Origin of the sequence: Streptomyces sp. NBC_00252, from assembly GCF_036187565.1 — a bacterium.
Taxonomy (GTDB): Bacteria; Actinomycetota; Actinomycetes; order Streptomycetales; family Streptomycetaceae; genus Streptomyces.
In genome coordinates, this window is record NZ_CP108087.1 from 8,965,488 (window position 1) to 8,988,186 (window position 22,699).

Consider the following 22,699-nt stretch of genomic DNA (forward strand, 5'->3'; position numbering starts at 1 on the left):
ACACGAGAACCCGCACACACCGGTCGGCACGCCCCGCCGCGAGCGACCGCAGAACGGAATTGATGCCGTGAACCCCCTGACCACCAGCGCCTTCGACCTCCCCGACCGCCTCTCCGCCAAGGCCGACCCGGAGCTGATCGCCGGCGACGAGCGGCACTTCGCGGCGATCGCCGAGTGCCTGGAGGAGTCGATCGCGGAGCTGACCGAGCTCCTCGACGCCGAGCGCAGGGCGCCCGGCGGCATCGGCCGGGCGGCGATGGACCGGGACACGGAGATCCACCGGCTCACCACCCGGCTGCGCACCCTGCGCCGCTTCGGCCTGGACCTGTGCCTGGGCCACATGGTCGACGAGAACACCGCCGAGCCCGTGTACATCGGGCGGCTCGGCCTCACCGACCGCACCGGCCGACGGCTGCTGCTCGACTGGCGTTCCCCCGCCGCCGAGCCGTTCTTCGGGGCCACCCACGCCCGCCCGATGGGCCTGGCGAGCCGCCGCAGGTACCGCTGGACGCGCGGCCGGATCAGCGACTACTGGGACGAGGTGTTCACCGCCGACGGCTTCGCCGGGCACGCCGCGCTCGACGACCAGTCCGCGTTCATCGCCAGCCTCGGCGGCAACCGCTCCGGCCGGATGCGCGACGTACTGGGCACCATCCAGGCCGACCAGGACGCCATCATCCGCGCCGGATCACGCGGCGCGCTCGTCGTCGACGGCGGCCCCGGCACCGGCAAGACCGTCGTCGCCCTGCACCGCTCCGCCTACCTCCTCTACGCCGACCCGCGCCTCGGCCACCGCAGGGGCGGCGTGCTCTTCGTGGGGCCGCACCGGCCCTACCTGGACTACGTCGCTGACGTCCTCCCCAGCCTCGGCGAGGAGGGCGTGCAGACCTGCATCCTGCGGGACCTCGTCGACGAGGGCGCCGCCGCGACCGTCGAGGCCGACCCGGAGGTGGCCCGGCTGAAGTCGTCCGTGCAGCTGGTGCGGGCGATCGAGCCCGCCGTCAGGTTCTACGAGGAGCCGCCCACCAAGGGCATGACGGTCACCACGCACTGGTCCGACATCCGGCTGACCGCCGAGGACTGGGCCGTCGCCTTCGAGGCGGCCGAACCCGGCACCCCGCACAACGAGGCACGCGAGCAGGTCTGGCAGGAACTGCTCACGATCCTCATGGAGAAGCACGACGACAGCGCCGCCGCGCCGGACGGCCAGGTCTCGCCCGAACTGCTCCGCAGGTCGCTGCGGCAGAACCGGGAACTGCTCACCGCCTTCAACCGCGCCTGGCCGCTGCTGGAGGCGGCCGACCTCGTCGGCGACCTGTGGACCGTACCGGCCTACCTGCGCAAGTGCGCCCCCTCGCTCAGCCGCGACGAGGTGCAGCGGCTGCAGCGCGCGGACGCCCAGGCGTGGACGGTGTCCGACCTGCCGCTGCTCGACGCGGCCCGGCAGCGGCTCGGCGACCCCGAGTCCGCGCGCCGCAAGCGCCGGCAGGAAGCCGCCGTCGCCGCCGAGCACTCCCGCAGGACCGACGTCATCGACAGCCTGCTGCAGAACGTCGAGATCGACGAGAGCGAGGGCGCGATGGGCATGCTGCACGGGCAGGACCTACGGGACGCCCTCATCGACGAGGCCGCGCAGCCCGGCATCGAACCCGACCTGCTCGCCGGGCCGTTCGCGCACATCGTCGTGGACGAGGCTCAGGAACTCACCGACGCGGAGTGGCAGATGCTCCTGCTGCGCTGCCCGTCCCGGAGCTTCACCATCGTCGGCGACCGCGCCCAGGCCCGGCACGGCTTCACCGAGTCGTGGCAGGAACGGCTGAAGCGGATCGGCCTCGACCGGATCGACCTCGCGTCCCTGACCATCAACTACCGCACCCCGGAAGAGATCATGACGGAGGCCGAGCCGGTCATCCGTGCCGTGCTCCCGGACGCCAACGTGCCGACGTCGATCCGCAGCAGCGGCATCCCCGTCGCCCACGGTTCCGCCTCCGACCTGGAGTCGGTTCTCGACGGCTGGCTCGCCGAGCACGCGGACGGGATCGGCTGTGTCATCGCCACGGCCGACCTGGACCAGGGCGTCTTCCGGGCGAGGCCGCGCGTCCGGGCGCTGACTCCCGTGCTGTCCAAGGGACTTGAGTTCGACCTGGTCGTGCTCGTCGACCCGGAGGAGTTCGGCGAGGGCATCGAGGGAGCCGTCGACCACTATGTGGCGATGACCCGGGCGACCCAGCAGCTGGTCGTGCTCACGAGCGCGTAAGCCGGGGTGGCGCGCGACGAGGTGAGACCCGCCGCGCGCCGACTCCTCGGCCTCAGCCCGCTGCCGGGAGCGTGAACTCGTAGATCAGGGCGTCCTGTTGGGCCTCCACCACCAGGTCGGTGATCTCCAGCGGGCGCGCGTACTGGTCGTGCACGCGCCGGGTCACCCGGACCGAGGAGGCGTGCGCGGTCTGGGTGATGGCGTCGCGGTGGTGCAGGGTCAGGCCCGCCCGGCGCATCCAGTCGTAGGCGCGCCGGAGCTGGGCGGCGGCGGAGCCGTCGGCGCGGTCGCGGTAGCGGCCCAGTTCCTCCACCTCGGCCAGCGCCACCGCGGAGAAGGACGTGACGGCCGTCCGCAGCCCGCTGCCGTCGGCCGCCGCCGACGTGTAGTGGTGCACCAGCGTCGGCCGGTGCGGGGCGATGCCCAGGGCCTCGGCGTGGTCGGGCGGGGGCGTCTCCCAGGTGACGGTGGCCCGGTCGAAGCCGGACGGTTCCGGGCTGCGGGCGCCGACCGGGAAGGTGAGGGAGGACGGGTTCTCGACGGGGTGTCCGGTCAAGGTGGCGTGGCTGCCGCGCCGGTCGGTGGAGACCAGCCCTTCCCTGCGCAGCACCTCCAATGCCTGCCGTATGGTCTCCCGGCTGACCTGGAAGTGTTCGGCCAAGTGCCGTTCGCCGGGCAGGCGTTCACCCGGCGGGATGGTGCCGTCGTGGAGCTCGCCGAGCAGTTGCGCGGCGACCTTCCCGTAGAGGGGCTGGTCGTCGGCGATCGGGTGGTCGTGGGGGGTGGTGCGGGCCATGCCGCGCCTCCTGTTGGTGACAAGACTGAGAGCAGAACTGGTGACGATTCGTAGCCGTGCGGGCTCGTTGCGCGACCAGATCTAGCATTGGTCTAAACCACCAGGGAAGAGCGGCAGGGCAGTTAGGCCGAAACCGACCCGCGCCGATCACCGCTCACAGCGCGCCGTACACCGCGTCGATGAGGGTCATCTTCCGCGGGTCGTCGGCGATATGAGGCCCCATCCGGTTCATCACATAGCCGATCGCCACCCCCGCCTCGGGGTCGGCGAGACCGAAGGAGCCGCCGAACCCGTCGTGTCCGAAAGCCTTCGGGTTGGGGCCGTACGATCCGTTCGGGCCGCTGAGCCACAGGCCGAGCCCGACCTCCGTCTCGTGCGCGAAACCGGCGCCGAGCACCAGGTCGCGGCAGCTGCCCTGGCCCTCGCGCACCCGCTCGGCCGCCTCGGGGGAGAGGACGCGGTGGCCGTCGTAGGAGCCACGCCCGGCGAAGATGCCATAGAGCGCGGCGACCGCGCGTGCCGTGCCGTAGCCGTTCGCGGCCGGGATCTCGGCGGCGCGCCACTCCGGGGTGTTGGCCTCGGCCGCGCCCGCGACCGGGTTGGTCAGCGCGGCGATCGCGGCGGGCGCCAACTGGCTGAAGACCGCGGCCTGTTCACTCGCCGACGCGGCGGGCGGATGCACCAGCTCGGCCGCACGCCCGGCCTCCTTCTCCGGCAGCCCGATGGTGAAGTCGATCCCGAGCGGGCCGGTGACCTCGCGCTCCAGGAAGGCGCTCGGGAGCAACCCCGAGACGCGGCGCACGACTTCACCGACGAGGAAGCCGTAGGTCAGCGCGTGATATCCGGACCGCGTGCCCGGCTCCCACCACGGCTCCGTCGCCGCGAGGCGTTCGGTGGTCAACTCCCAGTCGTAGAGCTGCTCGAGGGAGTGCGGCTCGCGCAGACCGGCGAGGCCGGCGCGGTGCGAGAGGAGGTGGCGTACGAGGACGTTCTCCTTGCCCGCGGCGGCGAACTCCGGCCAGTACGCGGCCACCGGGGCGTCGAGGTCGAGCAGGCCCCGGTCGGCGAGGAGGTGGGCGCACAGGGCCACCGGACCCTTCGTCGTCGACCACACGTTGACCAGCGTGTCCCGCTCCCAGGGGCGGGTCCCGGCGGCGTCGGCCCAGCCGCCCCACAGGTCGGCCACCGTCTCACCGCCGACGGTGACGGTGACCGCGGCGCCCAGTTCGCCCCGGTCCCGGAAGTTCTCCTCGAGCGCCGTCCGCACCGCCGTGAAGCGGGGGTCGCAGTGGCCTTCGACGGCTGGCTGGTGCTCGGACATGGGGCCTCCGTGGTGTGCCGGACGTCCGGGCCGCGACGCTGCGGCCCGGACGCACTGAACATACCGACTGGTCGGACTGACCGGAAGATGTCGTGGGCTCAGTTCAGGAACAGGGTGCCGGCCGGCTTCCGGTGCCCCGGTTCCGTGTGCCAGTAGTCGCGGGTCTCCACCGCGAGCCCGACGCCGTCGAAGCGCACGAAGACACACCCGGCGAGCGTCGACGGCTCACCGTCCTCCTCGGACAGCACCCTGAACTCGGCCACGGCGAGGCCGTGTTGACCGACGACGGGCGCCGAGAACCGCACATCCCCCACCTGCTCCGAGGCAAACGACCACCGGAGATACTCGCCCAACTCGGCCCGCCCCCGGTGCGGTTCACGGAACGGCATCGAGCGGTGGACACAGTCCTCGGCGTACAGCTCCAGCAGCGCGTCCACGTCGTGCTCCGCCCAGGCGCGCGCCCAGACCCTCACGAACCGCTCGGCGGCCTCACTCGTGTCCATACGGCACCCCTCACACGTACGACCGCAGCCACTCCAGCTTGGCCGCCTCCTGGTAAGGGCCGCCGCCCTCATGGTCGTTGAAGTCGTAGACCTCGATCTTCTTGTCCTCGTGCGCCCATGCGTTGAACGCGGCGAACACCGTCGAGGGCGGGCAGGTCTGGTCCTCCAGGGCCGCCGAGAAGAGCGCGGGGGCACGGCCCCGGGACGCGAAGTGGACGCCGTCGAAGTACGAGAGCGTGCGCAGGACGTCCTCGGTGCGGCCGCGGTGGGTCTTCAGGTAGTTGCCGATCTCGCGGTACGGATGGCGGTCCGTGAGACGTGCGGCGCGCGGGTAGTCGCACAGGAACGGCACGTCCGGCGCGATCCCGGCGAGGTCGCCGACCAGTCCGCCCACGGCGATGGTGATGCCGCCGCCCTGGCTGGTGCCGACCGCCACCGTGCGCGTGGGATCGACCAGCGGGTGCGAACGGGCCGCGTCGACGGCCCGCACGCCGTCCGTGAACACGCGGCGGTAGTAGTAGTTCTCGGGGGCGTCGATGCCCCGGGTCATGAAGCCGGGGAACGCGGGCGCGCCGCCCACCGGGTCCGGGGTGCCACCACCACCGCCCCACGCGCTGCCCTGACCGCGCGTGTCCATCATGAAGTGCGCCCGGCCCGACGACGCCCACAGCAGGTTCTCGTGCGGGAGGCCCCGGCCGCCGCCGTACCCGATGAACTCCACGATCAGCGGCAGGGGTCGGGCCGCGTCCGCCGGCAGCCGCAGCCAGCCCTTCACCGGGTGACCGCCGAACCCGGCGAACGTCACGTCGTACACCTTCACCGTGGACAGTCCCGTGTCGACCGGTTCGAAGCGGGCGTCCAGGTCGTGCTCGCGGGTCTCCTGGAGGGTCTTCGACCAGAAGGCGTCGAAGTCCTCGGGCTCTGCGGAATCGCTGCGGTACGCGCGGAGTTCGTCGAGCGGAAGGTCGAACAGGGCCATCGATGACCGCCTTTGGGAAGAGTGAGTGCGGATGATCACACCGTACGTGTGACATCGGAGGACTCGCCAGGCTCGTGCGACGCCTCGGGTCTGCCGTCTCGGTCTGTCGCTCGGTGTGGATGCGCTGGTCAAAGGCGGCGAACCGCTCGTCGCGGACGGTGAACGGGAGGTGCCGGGAGGTCACGGCGCCGGCGCAGGTGGTCGGGTCACCGCCGTGGGTGCGGGTCACGCGCGGCGGCGGGTCCACTGCGGTTCGGTCAGGGCCCAGTCCCGTTCCCACTCGGCCAGCCGGTGGCGGAGGGAGACGCGTCGGATCACCGTGGAGGTGAGCAGGACGAGGGCGACCATGCCGCCCGCCGCCCACACGCCGATGGTCAACGTGTGCTGCCAGACGGCGACTTCACCCGGGGGAGGGGCGACGTTGTGCCCTTTGGCGTCGAGCCACACGTCGACCACGTCACCGTGCGCCGTGCCCGTCGGGACCGCGACCGTGGCGGTACGGGGTGCCTTTCCCGTCTCCGTCCAGCGCACCGCGACCAGGAAGCCGTGGGGGCGGCTGTCCTCGACCGAGGGGAGGTCGGCGGGCGGGGAGCCGATGACCGTCGCGTGGACGCGGTGCCGGTCGGCCCGCTCGGTGGTGGCGATGGTCCGGGCCTGGTCGTGGGCCCACAGACCGGCGGCGGCGCCGACCAGGGGCGCGCCGAAGAACAGCAGGACGGCGACGGCCAGTGCCGTCCACGTCTCCACGACATCCGAACGGCGCCGCAACGGATTCTGCCGCCGGCGTCGACTCCGCACCCGGGTCCGCATGTCGACCTCCTCGCCGTCACCGGTGCCGAGGAGCCGGACCCGCCCCTGTCAGGGCCGGGCGACCGCCTCCTCGACGCCGCGCACGCATGCGAGCGTCCACACAGATGTCGTACCCCCTATGAGGCACCCTGCTCACCCGGAGGCGCAAGCGGACCTCGGTGATCCGGCCTCGGCGAGCGGGCCCTCAGCCGAACCGCTCGATACGGATCCGGTCCACCGGCTGTCCCGCGTTCACCAGCAGGCGTGACGCGTGCTCGGCGAAGCCGTTGGAGCCGCACACATAGGCCTCCCACCCACCATCCGGCTGCTCGGCCAGGAGCGGGGCCACATGTGCGGCGGCCATACGTCCTACCGGCACACCCTCGGGTGCGCTGCGGGTGAAGACGGCCGTGGTCTCCGGGCCGTACTCCCTCGCGTAGATCAGTTCCTCGGGGCTGCGCGCCGACACCACCAGCCGCAGCGGCACGGACAGGCCGCGGGCCCGGTGCTGGCGGAGCATCGACATCAGCGGTACGACGCCGGAACCGGCGCCGAGGAGCAGCGCGGGCCGGTCGCCGGGCCAGGCGAAGAAGCCGCTCAGGGGGCCGCGCACCTCGACCTCGTCACCGAGCCGGGCGACCGTGTGGAACCAGCCGGACACCTCGCCGCCCTCGACGTGGTCCAGGGTCAGCTCCACATGCCCGGCGTCGTCCGGGTGCGAGGCGATCGAGTAGTGGCGCTGCGCCACATACCCGTCCTCGGCGCGCAGCCGCAGCATCAGGTGCTGGCCGGCCAGATGGCCGCCCCAGCCGGGCACCGCGAAGCGGAACGTCGAGGCGTGCGGGGTCTCCCTGCGGATCTGGGTGAGCGTGGCGGTCTGCCACACGGCGGCGGCGCGCTCGCTCACGGCGATACGGCCCGGCACCGCGAACCGGGTCTCGGGCGCGGCGGTCTCAGTCACCGGAGTACCGCTGTTCCTCCCAGGGGTTGCCCCGGGCGTGATAGCCGTTCTGCTCCCAGAAGCCGGGCTCCTCGTGGTCGAGGAGGCGCAGGCCCGCGATCCACTTGGCGCTCTTCCAGAAGTACAGGTGCGGCACCAGCAGCCGGGCGGGGCCGCCGTGCTCGGCGGGCAGCGGCCTGCCGTCGTACTCCCACGCGATCCAGGCGCGTCCGCCGGTCACGTCGGAGAGGGGGAGGTTCGTGGTGTACCCGGTGTGCGAGTACGCGAGCACATGGGTGGCGGACCCATGGGGCCGCACCACATCGAGGAACGCGTCGAGGGAGACGCCCCCGAACCGCACGCCGAACTTCGACCAGCTCGTCACACAGTGGATGTCACCCTCGTAGGCCGACGACGGCAGATCGTGCGCCTCCGTCCAGTTCCACGTGCGCGGCTTCTCGACCAGGCCGTCCACGCGGAACGTCCAGTCCGCGGGCGCCAGTTCGGGGGTGACCTCGGCGGACAGGACGGGCCAGTCGTCGCCCGCGTCGTACTGACCGGGCGGCAGGCCGGCGTCCGGGACGCGCGGGCGTCCGGTGAAGCCTCGGGTGACGTGCATACGGCTGGAGCCTCCAGGCCGCCGCGGCGCGGGTCCGCCGGGCGAGCGCGATCAATGGTTTCCCGTTCAACGGTACGCGTCCACGAGGTATGCCCAGGTCCGAGGGTGAACGCCGATCATTGCGGCCGTATGAACTCTCCGCGCGCCGGGGAATAGCCGCCCGGTGATCGCCCTTGGTCTTCAGTGCGGCTTGAGCACGGACAGCTGGTGGCCGCGGCGCCGGTCGTGAAGGTGCGATGACCGCCGGTGAGCCGGTGACTGCGTAAGGAGAGTGAGGGAGCAGATGCCGAAGGCGTACGTTTTCACGCGCTACGGGGGACCCGAGACCGAGGCGCTCGTCGAGGTGGACCGGCCGAGCCCCGGCCCCGGTGAGATCCTCGTCGCGGTGCGCGCGGCCGGGGTGAACCCCGTCGACTGGAAGCAGCGCACCGGATACCGGCGGCCCGGCGAGACCGGCTCGCACGCGTTCCCCGCGGTCTTCGGCAACGAGGTCGCGGGTGTCGTCGAGGAGACCGGCGCCGGAGTGGACGGATTCGCCGTCGGCGACGAGGTGTTCGGCAGCGCGGTGGCCGGAGCGTACGCCGAGTTCGCGCTGCTGGCCGCGCCGGTCACCACGCACAAGCCCGCCGCGCTGTCGTTCACGGACGCGGCCACCCTGCCCGTCGCCGCGGCGACCGCCTACGACGGCGTCCGTCAGCTCGACCTGCCCTCCGGCGCGACCGTCCTGATCACCGGCGCGGGCGGCGGCGTCGGCTCCGCGGCCCTGCAGATCGCCCGCGCGCTGGGCCTGCGTGCCGTAGGTGTGGCGAGCGAGGGCAAGAAGGACTTCGTGGAGTCGCTCGGCGCGGTCCACGTCCCCTCCGGACCCGACCTGGCCACACGGGTGCGGGCAGCCGCCCCGGACGGCGTCGACGCCGTCTACGACCTCGTCGGCGGCGACGTGCTCGCCGAGGCCGCCACCCTCCTCACCGACCGCACCAAGCTGATCACCGCCGGGGCACCGGCCCCCGAGGTCGAGAAGCTCGGCGGCGCCCGGGTCGAACGCGCCCGCACCGCAGCCGTCCTCGACGCCGTCGCACAGCTGGTCGTCGACGGGCAACTGGACCCGCACGTGACGCGGACCTTCCCGCTCGACCGGGCAGGCGAGGCCCTGCGCACCGTCGAGGAAGGCCACGCCCGCGGCAAGATCGTGATCGAGGTCGCCGCATGAGCACCGCCGAACGCCACGTACTCGACAACCCCGCCCGCGCCGCCCTCACCGGCCCGCACGCCCACTTCGCCGAGCAGCGGGGCCGCATCCTGCGCTACCCGGTCGACGTGACCCCCTGGCTCGCGCTCCCCGACGAGCCCGACGCCGATGACTGGGCGGACGTGGCCGCGCTCTCCGGACCCGGCACCGAGATCCCGCTCCTCGGGTTCCGGGGGCGGGTCCCGGACGGCTGGGAGGTCACCTTCGACATCGACGGCGTGCAGATGGTCGACGACGGGCTCGCCGCCGCACCGGACCCGGAGGCGGTCGTCCTCGGCCCGGCCGACGTGCCCGAGATGCTCGACCTCGTGGAACGCACCAAGCCGGGCCCCTTCCTGCCCCGCACCGTCGAACTCGGCACCTACCTCGGCATCCGCCGCGAAGGCGCCCTCGTCGCCATGGCCGGTGAACGGCTCCACCCGCCCGGCTGGACCGAGATCAGCGCCGTCTGCACCGACCCCGCCGCCCGCGGCGAAGGCCTCGCCAGCCGCCTGATCCTCGCCGTCGCCCACGGCATCCGCGAACGCGGCGAGACCCCGTTCCTGCACACCGGCGCGGGCAACACCAACGCCATCCGCCTCTACGAGTCGCTCGGCTTCCGGCTGCGCAGGACCACCGCGTTCCTCGCCGCGCGGGCACCGGAACACCTCACCGAGACGCGGCCCGTGGGGGTGTCGTAGAAGCGGCCGTACGACCGTGGGGGACCGGCCGTCGTCAGTCGCCGTCCGCGGGGTCGCCCGGCCAGGAGTTGTAGCGCTCCAGGTAGCCGGCGAACCGGGTCAGGTCCTCCTCCGGCCAGTCCGCCAGGCGTTCGCGGAAGGCGGCCTGGCGGTTCTCGGTGACCTGGGCGAGGATCCGGCGGCCGGCGTCGGTCAGGTGCAGGACCTGGACGCGGTGGTCCTCGGGGTCGAGGCGGCGCTCGATCAGGTCGGCGCGTTCCAGCGCGGCGACCTGGCGGCTGACCGTGGACTTGTCGAGGGCGTAGTGCGCGGCGAGGTCGGTGGCCCGGCAGCCGCTCTGCTCCTCCAGGTGACTGAGCAGGGTGTACGACACCAGCGACAGCTCCGGGTGCAGACGGCCCGCCGAGGCCCGGGCGCGCCGCGCGAAGGCCGTCATCTCGCGCTGGATGGTCTCCACGGCCTGGTCCGCCCGCACCCGGATCTCCCTCGTTCGACTGGTTGTTGCAGAGTACAACTCGGCAGGGAAGGCGGCCTCTCGCGGGCCCCGGGGGTGGGGTAGTGTTGCTCCCCGGTCGCGGACGGTCGCGGCCCCGAACTCCCGGGAGGTGAGACCCATCAACGCTGTGTCATGCCGGGTGCTCTCACCTCAGGACGGCTCGGATCACCTTCAGTAGGTGACCGCGAGAGCGCCCTTCGGCTACCTCCCGAAAGGCCCTCGGCTCTCATGCCCACTCTTTCCCCCGCCTCCGTCGTCGCCGCGCTCCGTGCCGCGGGCTGCGTCTTCGCCGAGGACGAGGCGCGACTGATCCTCTCCGCCGCCCGCACCCCCGACGAACTCGCCGCCATGGTCGACCGCCGCGTCACCGGCCTGCCCCTCGAACACGTCGTCGGCTGGGCCGAGTTCGCCGGACTGCGCATCCATGTGGAACCCGGCGTGTTCGTGCCCCGCCGCCGCACCGAGTACCTCGTCGAGCAGGCCCTCGCCCAGGCCCCGGACGCGTCCGTCGTCGTGGACCTGTGCTGCGGCTCCGGCGCGGTCGGTGCGGCCCTCGCCGCGGCCCTCGGCCCGATCGAACTGCACGCCGCCGACGTCGACCCCGCCGCCACCCGCTGCGCCCGCCGCAACCTCGCGCCCTACGGCGGCCACGTCCACACCGGCGACCTGTTCGCCGCGCTGCCCACCGCGCTGCGCGGCCGCGTCGACATCCTCGCGGCCAACGTCCCGTACGTCCCCACCGACGAGGTCGGTCTCCTCCCCGCCGAGGCCCGCGAGCACGAGCCCCTGGTCGCCCTCGACGGGGGCAGCGACGGCCTCGACATACTCCGGGAGGTCGCCACGGGGGCGCCCGCCTGGCTGGCCCCGGGTGGCTGCCTGCTCGTGGAGACGAGCGAGCGTCAACTGCCGTCGGCCGTGGGGGCGTTCAGGGGGGCGGGGTTGGAGACGCGGGTCGCTGTGTCGGAGGAGCTGTACGCGAATGTGGTGATCGGCGTGAGAGGGGTGGGGGTGTAGCGGTGGCGGTGTCGGGGGGCTTGGCCGGTGAGTCCCGTCAGGTCGTGGCGTCGCTGCCGGACGGGCTCGGGCTGGGTGAGGTGCTCGGGCCGTGACCGTGGTTGCCGCGTCCCCAGGGGCCGGGGCCCCGGTCGTCCGGGCCGGCGCCTCGGCCGAGGCCCGGGCCCCTGTGGGCGAAGGTGCCGGTGAAGGCGCGGTCGGCGGTGCGGGTGCCGGAGTCGGAGCGGGTGCCGGTCAGGGAGGCTGTGGTGCCCTTCTTGAGGGCGGCGGAGCCCTTGGCTGATATTCCGGAGGGCACGGTCCAGGTCCAGGAGGTGCCGTCGTCGCTCTTGACGGTGACCTGGTCGCCGTCGACCTTCGTGACCATGCCGCGCTGCCAGATCCGTACGACCCACTTGCCGGTGGCGTTGTCCTTGACCGTCGCCTCGCCGTGCACGGCCGCGCCCCCCAGGCCGAAGCCGCCACCGCGCCGGAAGCCGGGACCGCCGGGCGACGGCGTGCCCGAGGGGGAGGCCGCCGCGGCCGGTACGGCGTCGCCGCCCGAGCCTCCCGAGGTCGCCGCGTAGGCGACGGTCCCGCCGAGTGCCAGCACGGCCACCGTGGCCACGGCGATCACCGCGCGGGCCCGCCGCGACCGCTGTCGCCACAGCCGGTCGATGCCGACGCGCTCGCGCTCCGCGCCCCCGGGGCCCGTGAGGACCTCCCACTCGGGAGCGTGGTCCGGCATCGGAGGTACCGCCGCGCTGTCGCCGGCTTCGTGCTCAGGATCGTGCGTCACGGCTCGCTCCCTAGGCCCCGCGCGCGGCATCCCACCGGCACGCCTGCCTGTGATTCTCCGGGGCGGCCGATAAAGAACCGGTAATAGATCCCTGTGAATCCGGGGCCCGCGGGCTCATCGAGCTTTATGCAACTAGTTGCACAAACGCCCTCCCGTCCTCTACAACAGAGGCACGACACCGCGCACGGAGGGCCCGATGAGCCGTTACCCGCACCTGCTGAACCCCCTTGACCTGGGCTTCACCACGCTGCCCAACCGCGTCCTCATGGGCTCCATGCACGTGGGCCTGGAAGAGGCCGAGCGCGGTTTCGAGCGCATGGCGGAGTTCTACGCGGCACGCGCGCGCGGCGGCGTCGGCCTGATCGTCACCGGCGGCATCGCGCCCAACGACGCCGGCCGCCCGTACGAGGGCGGCGCCAAGCTGACCACCGACGCCGAGGCCACGCAGCACGCGGAGATCACCGCCGCCGTGCACCGCGAGGGCGGCCGGATCGCGATGCAGATCCTGCACTTCGGGCGGTACGCCTACCACCAGGACCTCGTCGCGCCGAGCGCCGTCCAGGCGCCGATCAGCCCCTTCCCGCCCCGCGCGCTCACCGATGACGAGGTCGAGCAGACCGTCGAGGACTACGTCCGCGCGGCCCGCCTCGCCCGGCAGGCCGGTTACGACGGCGTCGAGATCATGGGCTCCGAGGGCTACCTCATCAACGAGTTCATCGCCCTGCAGACCAACCACCGCGACGACCGCTGGGGCGGCTCGTACGAGAACCGGACGCGCTTCCCCGTCGAGATCGTGCGCCGGGTGCGCGAAGCGGTCGGCGAGGACTTCATCATCGTCTACCGGCTGTCGATGCTCGACCTCGTGCCGGGCGGCTCCACGCTCGACGAAGTCGTCATGCTGGCCAAGGCGGTCGAGGCTGCCGGGGCGACCATCATCAACACCGGCATCGGCTGGCACGAGGCCCGCATCCCGACCATCGCGACCTCGGTGCCACGCGGGGCGTACACGTGGGTGACGAAGAAGCTGATGGGCGCTGTCTCGATCCCTCTCGTCACCACCAACCGCATCAACACCCCTGAGCTGGCAGAGCAGTTGCTCGCCGACGGCTGCGCCGACATGGTGTCCATGGCCCGCCCGATGCTCGCCGACCCGGACTTCGTCGCCAAGGCCGCGGCCGACCGGTCCGACGCGATCAACACCTGCATCGGCTGCAACCAGGCCTGCCTCGACCACACCTTCAGCGGGAAGATCACCTCCTGCCTGGTCAACCCGCGCGCCTGCCACGAGACCGAACTCGTCCTCGCCCCAACGCGGTTGCGCAAACGCGTCGCCGTCGTGGGCGCGGGGCCGGCCGGTCTGGCGTGTGCGGTCTCGGCCGCCGAACGCGGCCACGACGTCACCCTCTTCGACGCCGCGAGCGAGATCGGCGGACAGCTCAACGTGGCCCGACAGGTCCCGGGCAAGCAGGAGTTCGACGAGACGCTGCGCTACTTCCGCACCCGGCTCGCCGAGCACGAGGTCGACGTACGCCTCAACACACCTGTCACGGCAGGGGACTTGGGCGCCTACGACGAGGTCGTCGTCGCCACCGGCGTCAGCCCCCGCACCCCCGACATCCCCGGCGTCGACCACCCCAGCGTCGTCGGCTACCTCGACGTGCTGCGCGACCGCGTCCCCGTCGGCGACCGCGTCGCGATCCTCGGCGCGGGCGGCATCGGCTTCGACGTCGCCGAATTCCTCACCGACGGCGGCGACAAGGCGAGCGAGGACCCGGCGACGTACTTCCGCGCCTGGGGCGTCGACATGGACTACGCGGCCCCCGGCGGCCTCACCGCACCACAGCGGCCCGCCCCGCCGCGCAGCGTCCACCTCCTCCAGCGCAAGGCGACCAAGGTCGGCGCGGGCCTCGGCAAGACCACGGGCTGGATCCACCGCACCGAACTCAAGCACCGGGGCGTCACCATGGTCCCGGGCGTCCAGTACGACCGGATCGACGACGCCGGACTGCACGTCACCGTCGACGGCACGAGCACCGTCCTGGAGGTCGACACCGTCGTCCTGTGCACCGGCCAGGACCCGCGCCGCGACCTCTACGACGAGTTGACCGCCGCCGGCCGCTCCGCGCACCTCATCGGCGGCGCCGACGTGGCCGCCGAACTGGACGCCAAGCGTGCCATCAAGCAGGGCACCGAGGTCGCGGCCGGCCTCTGAGGGCCGTCCCTAGGATGACCCCATGTCACTCCCGCACGCGATCCTCACCGCCCTCCTGGAGAAGCCGTCCTCGGGCCTTGAGCTGACCCGGCGCTTCGACCGGTCGATCGGTTACTTCTGGTCGGCGACGCACCAGCAGATCTATCGCGAGCTGGGAAAACTGGAGGCGGACGGCCAGATCAGGGCGCTCGCGTCCGAGCAGCCGGCCCGCGGCCAGAAGAAGCGCTACGAGGTCCTCCCGGCGGGCCGCGCCGAACTGGCCCGCTGGACCGCGTCGTCCCAGGACCCCAAGCCGCTGCGCGACACGATGCTGCTGCGGCTGCGCGCGGCTGCGGTGGTCGGCACGGACGGTATCGAGGAGGACCTGCGCCGCCATCTCGCCTTGCACCAGGGGCAGTTGGCGGAGTACGAGGAGATCGAGAAGCGCGACTTCCCGCCGGGCCGGGACAGTACCCAGGACCGGCTCCAGCACCTGGTGCTGCGCGCCGGGATCGACCTGGAGACGTTCTGGACGCGGTGGCTCACGCATGCGATCGAGGAGTTCGGGGAGCTGTCGTAGGGCATGGGGGAGGGGCCGTCCGGGTGCGGGCGGCCCCTCGTGGTGGGTCCGGGGGAGATCAGAGGCGGTACGGCTTCGCGCGTCTGCGCAGGAACCACGCCGTCGCGATGACGCCGGCGCCGACCAGGCCACCGCCCACTCCCAGCGTGAGCGGGCCGTAGTCCTTGGTGGAACCGCCGAGGCCGCCCATGACACCGCGTGAGGGGGATGCCGTGGCGGTGGCCCTGGCCGTGGGGGTGGTGGACCTGCTCACGATCACGGTCTGGGTGCCCGCGGGCGTGCTGGCGTTCTGGCACATGACGATGACGGTGTAGGTGCCCGGAGTGACGTTCGTCCAGGCGGTGGACTGGCTGACGGTCGTCCCCGCCAGGGTGGCCTTGCGGCCCTCGGCGAAGCTGCCCTGGCTGCTGGTGAGGAGTGAGCCGGTGCCCCAGATGCCGGTGGTGCGGTTCTGGGAGCACGCGCTGGTGGTGACCGAGACCGTGGTCCCGGTCGTGCTCACGGAGATCCCCGACGCCGCGCCCGCGGTGGTGGCGGTCAGAGCGAGGGGAAGAGCGGCGGCTGTCACGGTCAGGCCGGAGCGGAGTAGTAGCTGAAAAGTGCGCATGGGACTGCCCTCCGGCGGCACGGTTGGCGGAACATCCCTTGCGCCGCCGGGATCGGGAAACGGCCGTGCTGCCTCCAAGGAAGCCAACGCGTCCCGCGGGGTTACCGCGAGCGGACGGCGACCGGGTAGGTGACGGATTCCTTCGTCCGGGTTAGGGGTGGGGGTGCTGGGGGTGGGGTGGTGGGGTGTGGGTGGTCGGTGGGTGGGGGGTGCGCGGGTTCTGGGGATGCTGCTGTCGGGGTTGGGGTCGGGGTCGAGGTCGAGGGCGCGCGGGTGCTCATAGAGCGGGTGCCGTGGTGGCGGGCTGGTTCGGGGGATGGCGCTGTGGGCGTTAGTGGGCAGGCGGCGTGCCCGGTGTCCGGCTACGGGGGAGCGCTGGGCGGGGGTGTGGCGCTAGGTGCCTGGACCGGGGGTGGCGCAGTGTGTGACATGGGCGTTCACCGGGCGAGCGCTCTGCCGCGTAGCCGGCTCCAGGACTGAGTTGTCGGGGTCGCGGGTGCGCGCCGGGCGGGTGTCGCGCTGGGTGTCCGGTTCTTGGGAGCAGCCGCTGTTGAGGGGCACGGGCTTTTACCGGGCGAGTGCCGTGTCCCGCTCTGGGGCAGCGCTGTCGGGGTCGCGGGTGCGCGCCGGGCGGGGTGTCGCGCCGAGTGTCCCGTTCGAGGGGATAGCGCTGCTGGGGGCGCGGGCGTTTACCGGGCGGGTGCCATGCCGGGTGGCCGGCATGGGAAGGCCGCTGCCAAGGGCGCGGGCGCTCGCCGACTCGCATCCGTGCGCGGGCTCAGTCCTGGGCCGCCCCGCCGCCGACTCGCGTCTCTTCGAGCGGCCGGTGCCAGACCGATGCCCCGGCAGGGCTGCCCGTACTCACCACCCAGGCGCCGCCCGAAGCAGTCGTTCTCGGACGAGGGTGACGTGGGGGTTGTCCGGGGAGCCGGGGCGGTGGGTGAGGTAGGAGGTGTTGATCGGAGGGTCCTCGGGGGTCAGCAGGGGGACCAGCGTGCCGGATGCCAGTTCGTTCAGGCAGAGGTAGCGGGGGAGGACGGTGATCCCGGCGCCGGCCACGACCGCCGCCAGCACCCCGCGCAGATCGGGCACCGTGATCGCGGCCTGGGCGCCGAGGCGGGTGCCGAAGACGTGTCGCCAGTACCGGCGGGCGATCGGGAGATCCTCCGCGTACGACACGAGCGGCACCCCGTGCAGCGCGGCGGGACCCTCGGCCGCGACCCGCCCCGCCCCGACGCGCTCCGCCCACGCGGGGGAAGCGACCAGCACGAACTCCTCGTCCGCCAACGGCTCCCACGTCAGCGTCCGCCCGCGCGGCCGGGCGGTGGCGATCACCAGGTCGAAACGACCACCCCGGAGACCGCCGAGGAGGTCGTCCGTCAGCCCCGGGGTCACCCGCAGCCGTACGCCATCAGCAGTCAGCGGAGCCAGGGCGGGCAGCACGCGGGTGCACAGCAGCTCGGCCGGGCCGGCGATGTGCACGGGTTCGGGGGACTGGTCCGTGCCGGGAGCGCCCCGGTCCGCCACGACGGCGAGCGCGTCCAGCGGTGCCGCGACCTGTGCGGCCAACTGGTCCGCCACCGCCGTCGGCACGACCCCGCGCGACCGCCGCTCGAACAGCTCCCGCCCCAACTGCCCTTCCAGTGAACGGATTTGGGTCGTCACCGTCGGCTGCGACAGCCCGAGCAGCCGCCCCGCCGCGGTGAACGAACCCGCCCGGTGCACGGCGAGGAACGTCCGGAGGAGGGAGAGATCGAGCGGCCCCGGCGAGGTGGTTGAGGTATTGGCATCCCCATGGGTCATGTAAGGGATCCTAAGGAACATCTATGGCTTGGCGTCGCCCGTCGTCACCGTCCGCTCCACCGAGAACCCGCCCCATGTACCGTCCGGCAACCGCGCCCGCAGCCGTACCCGATGGCTGACCCCGGCGTCCCCACCAGCGTAGAAGCTGTACGTCGCCCGGCCGCGCGGCGCGGTCCCGCCCCAGACCAGCGACGTGGCCGGCTGGCCGTCGAGGCGGATCTGGTACTCCGTGACCACTCCGTCCGTGCGCGGCGGCACCCAGGACAGGTCGATGTAGTACGCCCCGTCGTCGCCCTTGTGCGTCGTCGCGCGGAAGTCGGTGGGCGCGGTGCCGCTCCCGTCGTCGCTGCCGGACGCGGTGGTGAGCGGGACGACCGTGCTGGCTGCGGAGAGGTTGTCGGCGGCATCCCGCGCCCGCACGGTGAACGCGTACCGCGTGCTCGGCCGTAGCCCCGTCACGACGGTCGCGGTCTGCGCTCCGCCCACACTGTGGATCTTCGCCCCGCCCTGATAGATGTCGTACGACACCACACCCCGGTCGTCCTTCGAGGCGTTCCAGGAGAGTTGGGCCGCCCGGCTGCCGATGGCGCGGCCCTGGGCGGCGCCCGGAGCGGTGGGTGCCGAGTGGTCGGCCGCGACGGCGACCGGGGTCCGTGCCCGGACCTCCCGGCTGCGCGGACCCAGGCGGCCGTCGGTGTCCCGGGCGCGCACGGTGAAGGCGTACATGGTGGACGGCCTGAGCCTGATGACATCCACCATGTGCTCGGAACCCGGTACTTCCTTCACCTTTGTGGTGCCCCGATATATCTCGTAGGTGCCGACGGCCGGGTCCGCCGTCACCGCGTCCCACATGACGTGCACGGTGGTCGCGCTCCCCGCCGCGGCCGTGACGCCGGCCGGGGCACCGGGGGCGTGCCCGTCATCGTCGCCGCCCGGGCCGCCCCAGCCGCAGGAGGCGAGCGCGGCGAGCAGCACGAGTACGGCACAGAGCTGTGCGGTGCGGGGGAGGGCGGGGACGGGGGCGGTGGTACGGACGCGTCGCACGATTCTGCCTCCTCGGCATTGCGTGGGCACCACCCGACTGCAAAGGTCCGGACCAATATGACGCGAGGGGTGCGACCACATCAAGGGGGCGTCGCCGTGGACCACTCAGGGGCATTACGTATGCTGAAGTCCGCACGGCTGAACTCGCCCCCGAGCGCGGGCAGTTCATGCCGGTGGCGCGGACCGCTGTCGTCGCTGATCCCGCGCCGGCGCGGGTGGCCGGGTGACCTGAGTCGATACGGGCTCGGGCCCCCGGCCCCCGTCGGGAAACGACGCGGGTACAGGGCCGGGGTTCGGCGCGGGAGTGACGCGCGCTCAAGGGCGCGGCCCGCCTCGGGAATGACGCCGGATCAGGGCTCCCGCTTCCCTCGCGAGTTGGGGTGTGCACCGTCCGGCCCCCTACCGGTGGCCGAGTCGGAGGACCGGCACCAGGGTGGGCTGAGTGTCCGTCAGATCCCCCAGGAGAGGGTCCTCTATCGTGCGTGTCCAGTCGCTGACGCTGGCCGCGGCCGGCGCCGCCCTGCTCGCCCCGACCACGCTGCCCGCCGCACCCGTCGCCTACGTCCGCCCCCAGGCGGGCCCGGCGGCGGTCCGCGAAGGTGACGTCCGCGCCGCCGACCTGCTGGCCAAGGTGCGTGCCTGCGTCCCCGTCTCGCGCGGCCGGTACCGCAGCGACGACGGGGAACGCGCGACGATCCCGGTCTGCGGAACCAAGGACGCCGTCTACTGGAAGGCCGACCTGGACATCGACTGCGACGGCCAGGCCGGCGCCCACTGCAACGCGCGCACCGACCCGCTCTTCTCGTCCATGACGGCGTTCCAGCAGTCCGACGGCCGCTATCTGAGCGCCGAACGGCTCCCGTACATCGTCGTCCCCGCCGCCAGCGACCTCTGGAACCACCGCGACCACGGCATCGGCGGCGGCTCGGTCGCCGCGGTCGTCTACCGGGACCGGGTGCAGTACGCCGTCGTAGGAGACGTCGGTCCGCGGGACATCATCGGCGAGGCGTCGTACGCCACCGCCAAGGGCCTCGGCATCCGCACCGACCCGCGCGGCGGCGGGACGGCCGACGGAGTCACCTACATCGTGTTCAAGGACTCGCAGGTCAAGCCCATCGAGGACCACGCGGCGGCGGTGGAGACGGGGCGGCGGCTGGCCCGTCTCTTCGTGGACGCGGACTGAGCCTCCGGCCGCGGACTGAGCATCCGGCCGCAGGGGCGGCCGTCAGACCGCCGACCAGCCGTCGTCGACGGGCAGGATCGCGCCGTTGATGTTGCTCGCCGCGTCCGAGGCGAGGAACACGATGGCGGCGGCCTGCTCCTCGGCCCCGGCCAGTCGGCCGACGTTGACGAAGTGCGGGCCGAGCGCCGCCGGACCGTGGGCGCCCCGGTCGGCCTCCACGGAGATGTTCGTCGCCGTGCCGCCCGGGGCGATGGCGTTCGCGCGGATGCCCTGCTTGCGGTACATCACGGCGAGGTTCTTGGTCAGGCCGATCACCCCGTGCTTCGAGGCCGTGTAGGCGGCGCCCGCCGCGCTGCCCCGCAGGCCCGCCTCGGAGGCGGTGTTCACGATCGCGCCCCGGCCCGCCGCCAGCATGTGCGGCAGCACCGCCCGGGTGAGCAGGAAGGGCGCGGTCAGATTGACCCGGATGACCCGCTCCCACTCCGCGTCGTCCACGTCCGCCAGCGCCGACATGCGGTCCATGATCCCGGCGTTGTTCACCAGCACGTCGACCCCGCCGAACCGCTCCACGGCGGTCGCCGCCACCGCGTCCACGACCGTCTGCTCGCTCAGGTCGCCGGTGACCGCCACGGCCTCCCCGCCCGCCTGCTCGATCTCCTTGACGACCGCCTCGGCGCCCTCGGCGTTCAGATCGGCCACCAGGACCCTGGCGCCCTCCGCGGCGAAGGCCAGCGCGGCGGCCCGGCCGATGCCCGAGCCCGCTCCGGTGACGATGACGCCGCGTCCGTCGAGTCCACTGGCCATGAAGTGCTCCTGTCCTGAGTGCGAGGGCTCTGCGCCGCCCGGGGTCTGCCCACCCTACGACTTAATGTCTTCGAGTGACATAAAGTCATGGTGGAGAATCCCGGGAGGTCACGACGGCAGCCGGAGGGGAACTGATGACCGCACCCAGCGGACGCACCGGACGACCACCGCTCACCGAGACACGCAAGGCCGAGATCCGCCTGGAGATCGCCCGGGCCGCGGTGGAGCTGTTCGTCGCCCAGGGCGTCACCGCGACCACCGGCGAACAGATCGGCCAGGCGGTCGGCGTCTCCGCGCGCACCGTGTGGCGCTACTTCCCGAGCAAGGAGGCCTGCGTACGGCCGCTCTTCTCGGCCGGTATCGACGTGATCGCCGCCCGCCTGCGGGAGTGGCGCCCCGGCCAGCCGTTGTCCGGACTCTTCGACCCCACCCTCGCGACCGGCCTCCTCGCGGCCACCGGCCCCGACGGCGCGACCGGCTCCGCCCTGGTCCGCCTCACCCGCACCGAACCGGGCCTGCGCGCGATCTGGCTCCAGACCTACGACGAGGCGGAACCGGCGTTCGCCCGAGCCCTGGCCGACCGGGCGGGGCTGCCGCCGGACGATCTGCGGCCCATGATCCAGGCGGCGATGCTCAACGCGGCGCTGCGGGCGGCGGTGGAGCGGTTCGCGTGGGGGGCGGGGGCGAGCGGGCCCGGCGTTGAGACGGGGGAGGCATCGGTGGGGGACGCCGAGGTGGCGGAGACGTTGCGGGCGGCGCTGGAGATCGCGGCGGAGGGGGTGTCGTAGGGCGCGGTGGGCGTCGTAGGAGGTGTGGGGCCGGGGGTGGGTGTGTGCGGGGGCACACGGTGGAGCGCCCGCCGGAGGTGCTCCCCACATGCCAACTGCCGTGTGCCGTCGGCTAGATGAGACCTGCCGCGTGTCGGCAGCTACGCGCCCGCGCCACACCCGTCCGACTGCGTGGCCGCATCACACCCACCTGGCGGGAACCGTGTGCCTCGCTCACACCTTCCGATAGCTGTACGCCTCTGTCGCCGCCGCCTCGACCGCGTCCAGGTCCGCTCCTGTCGACGCCGTGACGACCGCGGCGACCGCGCCCTCGACGAACGGGGCGTCCACGAGGCGGGTGCCGGCCGGGAGTTCGTCGCCCTCGGCGAGCAGGGCCTTCACGGTGAGTACGGAGCTGCCGAGGTCGGTGAGGACGGCGACCCCGGCGCCGCGGTCGACGGACGCGGCCGCCGCGGCGATGAGTTCGGAACTGGTGCCGAGCCCGCCGCCCTCGGTGCCGCCGGCCGGGGCGACCGGAACCGAGGTGCCCGCGCCGGACAGCCCGCGCGCCAACTCGGCCACGGAGGCGGCGACTTCGGCGCTGTGGGACACCAGCACGATCCCCACGAGCTTCTCGCCGCTCACGTCACTCACCGGTCCCCTCCGAGGCTTCCTGGAGCGCGGCGATGAGGAGTGACGAGGAGGTGGCGCCCGGGTCCTGGTGCCCGATGCTGCGCTCCCCGAGGTAGCTCGCGCGTCCCTTGTGGGCCTGCAGGGGCGTGGTGGCGATGGCACCGGCCTCGGCGGCGGCCCGTGCGGCGGCGAAACCGTCCGGGAGCGCGTCGACGGCCGGGACGAGGGCGTCGATCATGGTCTTGTCGCCCGGCGCGGCACCGCCCAGGGTCATGACCGCCTCGACCCCCGTGCGCAGCGCCTGGGTGAACTCCTCCTCGCTCACCTCGGGGGCGTCCCCGAGCGCCTTGCCCGTACGGCGCAGGAGCGTGCCGTAGAGCGGGCCCGACGCGCCGCCGACCGTGGAGATGAGCTGGCGGCCCGCGAGGGTGAGGACGGCGCCCGGGGTGTCCGGTGCCTCCTTCTCCAGGGTGGCGGTCACCGTGGTGAACCCGCGCTGGAGGTTCGCGCCGTGGTCGGCGTCGCCGATGGGCGAGTCGAGGTCGGTGAGCCGGTCCGCCTCGCGGGCGACGGAGGCGGCGGTCGCCGTCATCCAACGGCGGAAGAAGTCGGCGTCGAGCACTGGATCTCCTTGCGTGGTGGGCGAGTCGGCCGATTACGCCGTCG

General features: G+C 72.9%; 23 protein-coding genes. 8 read left to right on the top strand and 15 right to left on the bottom strand.

Annotation, left to right across the window (positions count from 1 at the left end; translation table 11 throughout):
• Positions 1–67: 67 nt before the first annotated feature.
• Positions 68–2,257 carry an RNA polymerase recycling motor ATPase HelR gene (helR, locus tag OHT77_RS39865; protein ID WP_328833223.1) on the top strand — a complete coding sequence of 730 codons (2,190 nt, stop codon included), beginning with the start codon at positions 68–70 and terminating at the stop codon, positions 2,255–2,257.
• 52 nt (positions 2,258–2,309) lie between these two features.
• Here the strand turns inward: helR and OHT77_RS39870 are convergent, their stop codons facing one another.
• The 7 genes from OHT77_RS39870 to OHT77_RS39900 all read right to left on the bottom strand — a co-directional run bounded on the left by OHT77_RS39870 (position 2,310) and on the right by OHT77_RS39900 (position 8,204).
• Entirely contained in the window at positions 2,310–3,053 is a 744-nt protein-coding gene (locus OHT77_RS39870) for a GntR family transcriptional regulator (RefSeq protein WP_328833224.1), read from the bottom strand.
• A gap of 154 nt (positions 3,054–3,207) precedes the next feature.
• On the bottom strand, positions 3,208–4,374 hold the full coding sequence (locus tag OHT77_RS39875) for a serine hydrolase domain-containing protein (RefSeq protein WP_328833225.1): 1,167 nt from the start codon (positions 4,372–4,374) through the stop codon (positions 3,208–3,210).
• Positions 4,375–4,472: 98 nt separating this feature from the next.
• Positions 4,473–4,877, bottom strand: coding sequence for a nuclear transport factor 2 family protein (locus tag OHT77_RS39880; RefSeq protein ID WP_328833226.1), 405 nt, complete (start codon positions 4,875–4,877; stop codon positions 4,473–4,475).
• A gap of 10 nt (positions 4,878–4,887) precedes the next feature.
• Positions 4,888–5,856, bottom strand: a complete 969-nt coding sequence (locus tag OHT77_RS39885) for an acetylxylan esterase (RefSeq protein WP_328833227.1) — start codon at positions 5,854–5,856, stop codon at positions 4,888–4,890.
• A 225-nt stretch (positions 5,857–6,081) separates the two neighbouring features.
• Complete coding sequence (locus tag OHT77_RS39890) at positions 6,082–6,666, bottom strand: Rv1733c family protein (protein ID WP_328833228.1); 585 nt, start codon at positions 6,664–6,666, stop codon at positions 6,082–6,084.
• A gap of 184 nt (positions 6,667–6,850) precedes the next feature.
• Positions 6,851–7,606 carry a ferredoxin reductase gene (locus OHT77_RS39895; protein WP_328833229.1) on the bottom strand — a complete coding sequence of 252 codons (756 nt, stop codon included), beginning with the start codon at positions 7,604–7,606 and terminating at the stop codon, positions 6,851–6,853.
• Positions 7,599–8,204, bottom strand: a complete 606-nt coding sequence (locus OHT77_RS39900) for a sulfite oxidase-like oxidoreductase (protein WP_328833230.1) — start codon at positions 8,202–8,204, stop codon at positions 7,599–7,601. Before OHT77_RS39900 ends, OHT77_RS39895 begins: the two co-directional genes overlap by 8 nt.
• A 283-nt stretch (positions 8,205–8,487) precedes the next feature.
• On the opposite strand from OHT77_RS39900, the gene OHT77_RS39905 reads away from it, so the two are divergent.
• Positions 8,488–9,414 (top strand): NADP-dependent oxidoreductase, encoded by a 927-nt coding sequence (locus OHT77_RS39905; protein WP_328833231.1) that lies wholly within the window; start codon positions 8,488–8,490, stop codon positions 9,412–9,414.
• Positions 9,411–10,133, top strand: a complete 723-nt coding sequence (locus tag OHT77_RS39910; RefSeq protein ID WP_328833232.1) for a GNAT family N-acetyltransferase — start codon at positions 9,411–9,413, stop codon at positions 10,131–10,133. The genes OHT77_RS39905 and OHT77_RS39910 overlap by 4 nt, the downstream gene beginning before the upstream one ends.
• A 34-nt stretch (positions 10,134–10,167) precedes the next feature.
• Here OHT77_RS39910 and OHT77_RS39915 read toward each other — a convergent pair whose 3' ends face one another.
• The gene (locus OHT77_RS39915) at positions 10,168–10,569 is read right to left on the bottom strand and encodes a MarR family winged helix-turn-helix transcriptional regulator (RefSeq protein WP_328834463.1); all 402 of its coding nucleotides are present in this window, start codon (positions 10,567–10,569) and stop codon (positions 10,168–10,170) included.
• 288 nt (positions 10,570–10,857) lie between these two features.
• On the opposite strand from OHT77_RS39915, the gene OHT77_RS39920 reads away from it, so the two are divergent.
• Complete coding sequence (locus tag OHT77_RS39920) at positions 10,858–11,643, top strand: putative protein N(5)-glutamine methyltransferase (protein WP_328833233.1); 786 nt, start codon at positions 10,858–10,860, stop codon at positions 11,641–11,643.
• Positions 11,644–11,680: 37 nt separating this feature from the next.
• On the opposite strand, the gene OHT77_RS39925 is transcribed toward OHT77_RS39920, so the two are convergent.
• Positions 11,681–12,421, bottom strand: coding sequence for a hypothetical protein (locus OHT77_RS39925; RefSeq protein ID WP_328833235.1), 741 nt, complete (start codon positions 12,419–12,421; stop codon positions 11,681–11,683).
• 196 nt (positions 12,422–12,617) lie between these two features.
• On the opposite strand from OHT77_RS39925, the gene OHT77_RS39930 reads away from it, so the two are divergent.
• Positions 12,618–14,633: an NADPH-dependent 2,4-dienoyl-CoA reductase gene (locus tag OHT77_RS39930; RefSeq protein ID WP_328833236.1), complete on the top strand. Its 2,016-nt coding sequence runs from the start codon at positions 12,618–12,620 to the stop codon at positions 14,631–14,633.
• 22 nt (positions 14,634–14,655) lie between these two features.
• Entirely contained in the window at positions 14,656–15,192 is a 537-nt protein-coding gene (locus tag OHT77_RS39935) for a PadR family transcriptional regulator (protein ID WP_328833238.1), read from the top strand.
• Between the two features lie 58 nt (positions 15,193–15,250).
• Here OHT77_RS39935 and OHT77_RS39940 read toward each other — a convergent pair whose 3' ends face one another.
• The 3 genes from OHT77_RS39940 to OHT77_RS39950 all read right to left on the bottom strand — a co-directional run bounded on the left by OHT77_RS39940 (position 15,251) and on the right by OHT77_RS39950 (position 18,646).
• Positions 15,251–15,799, bottom strand: coding sequence for a hypothetical protein (locus tag OHT77_RS39940; RefSeq protein ID WP_328833239.1), 549 nt, complete (start codon positions 15,797–15,799; stop codon positions 15,251–15,253).
• Positions 15,800–16,660: 861 nt separating this feature from the next.
• Positions 16,661–17,602, bottom strand: a complete 942-nt coding sequence (locus OHT77_RS39945; protein WP_328833240.1) for a LysR family transcriptional regulator — start codon at positions 17,600–17,602, stop codon at positions 16,661–16,663.
• A gap of 21 nt (positions 17,603–17,623) precedes the next feature.
• On the bottom strand, positions 17,624–18,646 hold the full coding sequence (locus OHT77_RS39950; protein ID WP_328833241.1) for a fibronectin type III domain-containing protein: 1,023 nt from the start codon (positions 18,644–18,646) through the stop codon (positions 17,624–17,626).
• A 478-nt stretch (positions 18,647–19,124) separates the two neighbouring features.
• Between OHT77_RS39950 and OHT77_RS39955 the strand changes: the two genes are divergently transcribed.
• Positions 19,125–19,829 (top strand): glycoside hydrolase family 75 protein, encoded by a 705-nt coding sequence (locus OHT77_RS39955; protein ID WP_328833242.1) that lies wholly within the window; start codon positions 19,125–19,127, stop codon positions 19,827–19,829.
• A 42-nt stretch (positions 19,830–19,871) separates the two neighbouring features.
• Here the strand turns inward: OHT77_RS39955 and OHT77_RS39960 are convergent, their stop codons facing one another.
• Positions 19,872–20,633: an SDR family NAD(P)-dependent oxidoreductase gene (locus tag OHT77_RS39960; protein WP_328833243.1), complete on the bottom strand. Its 762-nt coding sequence runs from the start codon at positions 20,631–20,633 to the stop codon at positions 19,872–19,874.
• A gap of 134 nt (positions 20,634–20,767) precedes the next feature.
• Here OHT77_RS39960 and OHT77_RS39965 point away from each other — a divergent pair, with 134 nt between their 5' ends.
• The gene (locus OHT77_RS39965; RefSeq protein WP_328833244.1) at positions 20,768–21,421 is read left to right on the top strand and encodes a TetR family transcriptional regulator; all 654 of its coding nucleotides are present in this window, start codon (positions 20,768–20,770) and stop codon (positions 21,419–21,421) included.
• A 213-nt stretch (positions 21,422–21,634) separates the two neighbouring features.
• Here the strand turns inward: OHT77_RS39965 and OHT77_RS39970 are convergent, their stop codons facing one another.
• Positions 21,635–22,045, bottom strand: a complete 411-nt coding sequence (locus OHT77_RS39970; protein ID WP_328834464.1) for a PTS-dependent dihydroxyacetone kinase phosphotransferase subunit DhaM — start codon at positions 22,043–22,045, stop codon at positions 21,635–21,637.
• 1 nt (position 22,046) lies between these two features.
• Complete coding sequence (gene dhaL / locus OHT77_RS39975; protein WP_328833245.1) at positions 22,047–22,655, bottom strand: dihydroxyacetone kinase subunit DhaL; 609 nt, start codon at positions 22,653–22,655, stop codon at positions 22,047–22,049.
• Positions 22,656–22,699: the final 44 nt, after the last annotated feature.

Coding starts and splice junctions, on each gene's coding strand:
- OHT77_RS39940 (WP_328833239.1), bottom strand. CDS start 15,799: ATGCGCACTTTTCAGCTACTACTCCGCTCCGGCCTGACCGTGACAGCC.
- OHT77_RS39890 (WP_328833228.1), bottom strand. CDS start 6,666: ATGCGGACCCGGGTGCGGAGTCGACGCCGGCGGCAGAATCCGTTGCGG.
- OHT77_RS39900 (WP_328833230.1), bottom strand. CDS start 8,204: ATGCACGTCACCCGAGGCTTCACCGGACGCCCGCGCGTCCCGGACGCC.
- OHT77_RS39870 (WP_328833224.1), bottom strand. CDS start 3,053: ATGGCCCGCACCACCCCCCACGACCACCCGATCGCCGACGACCAGCCC.
- OHT77_RS39960 (WP_328833243.1), bottom strand. CDS start 20,633: ATGGCCAGTGGACTCGACGGACGCGGCGTCATCGTCACCGGAGCGGGC.
- OHT77_RS39875 (WP_328833225.1), bottom strand. CDS start 4,374: ATGTCCGAGCACCAGCCAGCCGTCGAAGGCCACTGCGACCCCCGCTTC.
- OHT77_RS39935 (WP_328833238.1), top strand. CDS start 14,656: ATGTCACTCCCGCACGCGATCCTCACCGCCCTCCTGGAGAAGCCGTCC.
- OHT77_RS39885 (WP_328833227.1), bottom strand. CDS start 5,856: ATGGCCCTGTTCGACCTTCCGCTCGACGAACTCCGCGCGTACCGCAGC.
- OHT77_RS39965 (WP_328833244.1), top strand. CDS start 20,768: ATGACCGCACCCAGCGGACGCACCGGACGACCACCGCTCACCGAGACA.
- OHT77_RS39945 (WP_328833240.1), bottom strand. CDS start 17,602: ATGACCCATGGGGATGCCAATACCTCAACCACCTCGCCGGGGCCGCTC.
- OHT77_RS39910 (WP_328833232.1), top strand. CDS start 9,411: ATGAGCACCGCCGAACGCCACGTACTCGACAACCCCGCCCGCGCCGCC.
- OHT77_RS39905 (WP_328833231.1), top strand. CDS start 8,488: ATGCCGAAGGCGTACGTTTTCACGCGCTACGGGGGACCCGAGACCGAG.
- OHT77_RS39915 (WP_328834463.1), bottom strand. CDS start 10,569: ATGACGGCCTTCGCGCGGCGCGCCCGGGCCTCGGCGGGCCGTCTGCAC.
- OHT77_RS39920 (WP_328833233.1), top strand. CDS start 10,858: ATGCCCACTCTTTCCCCCGCCTCCGTCGTCGCCGCGCTCCGTGCCGCG.
- OHT77_RS39880 (WP_328833226.1), bottom strand. CDS start 4,877: ATGGACACGAGTGAGGCCGCCGAGCGGTTCGTGAGGGTCTGGGCGCGC.
- OHT77_RS39930 (WP_328833236.1), top strand. CDS start 12,618: ATGAGCCGTTACCCGCACCTGCTGAACCCCCTTGACCTGGGCTTCACC.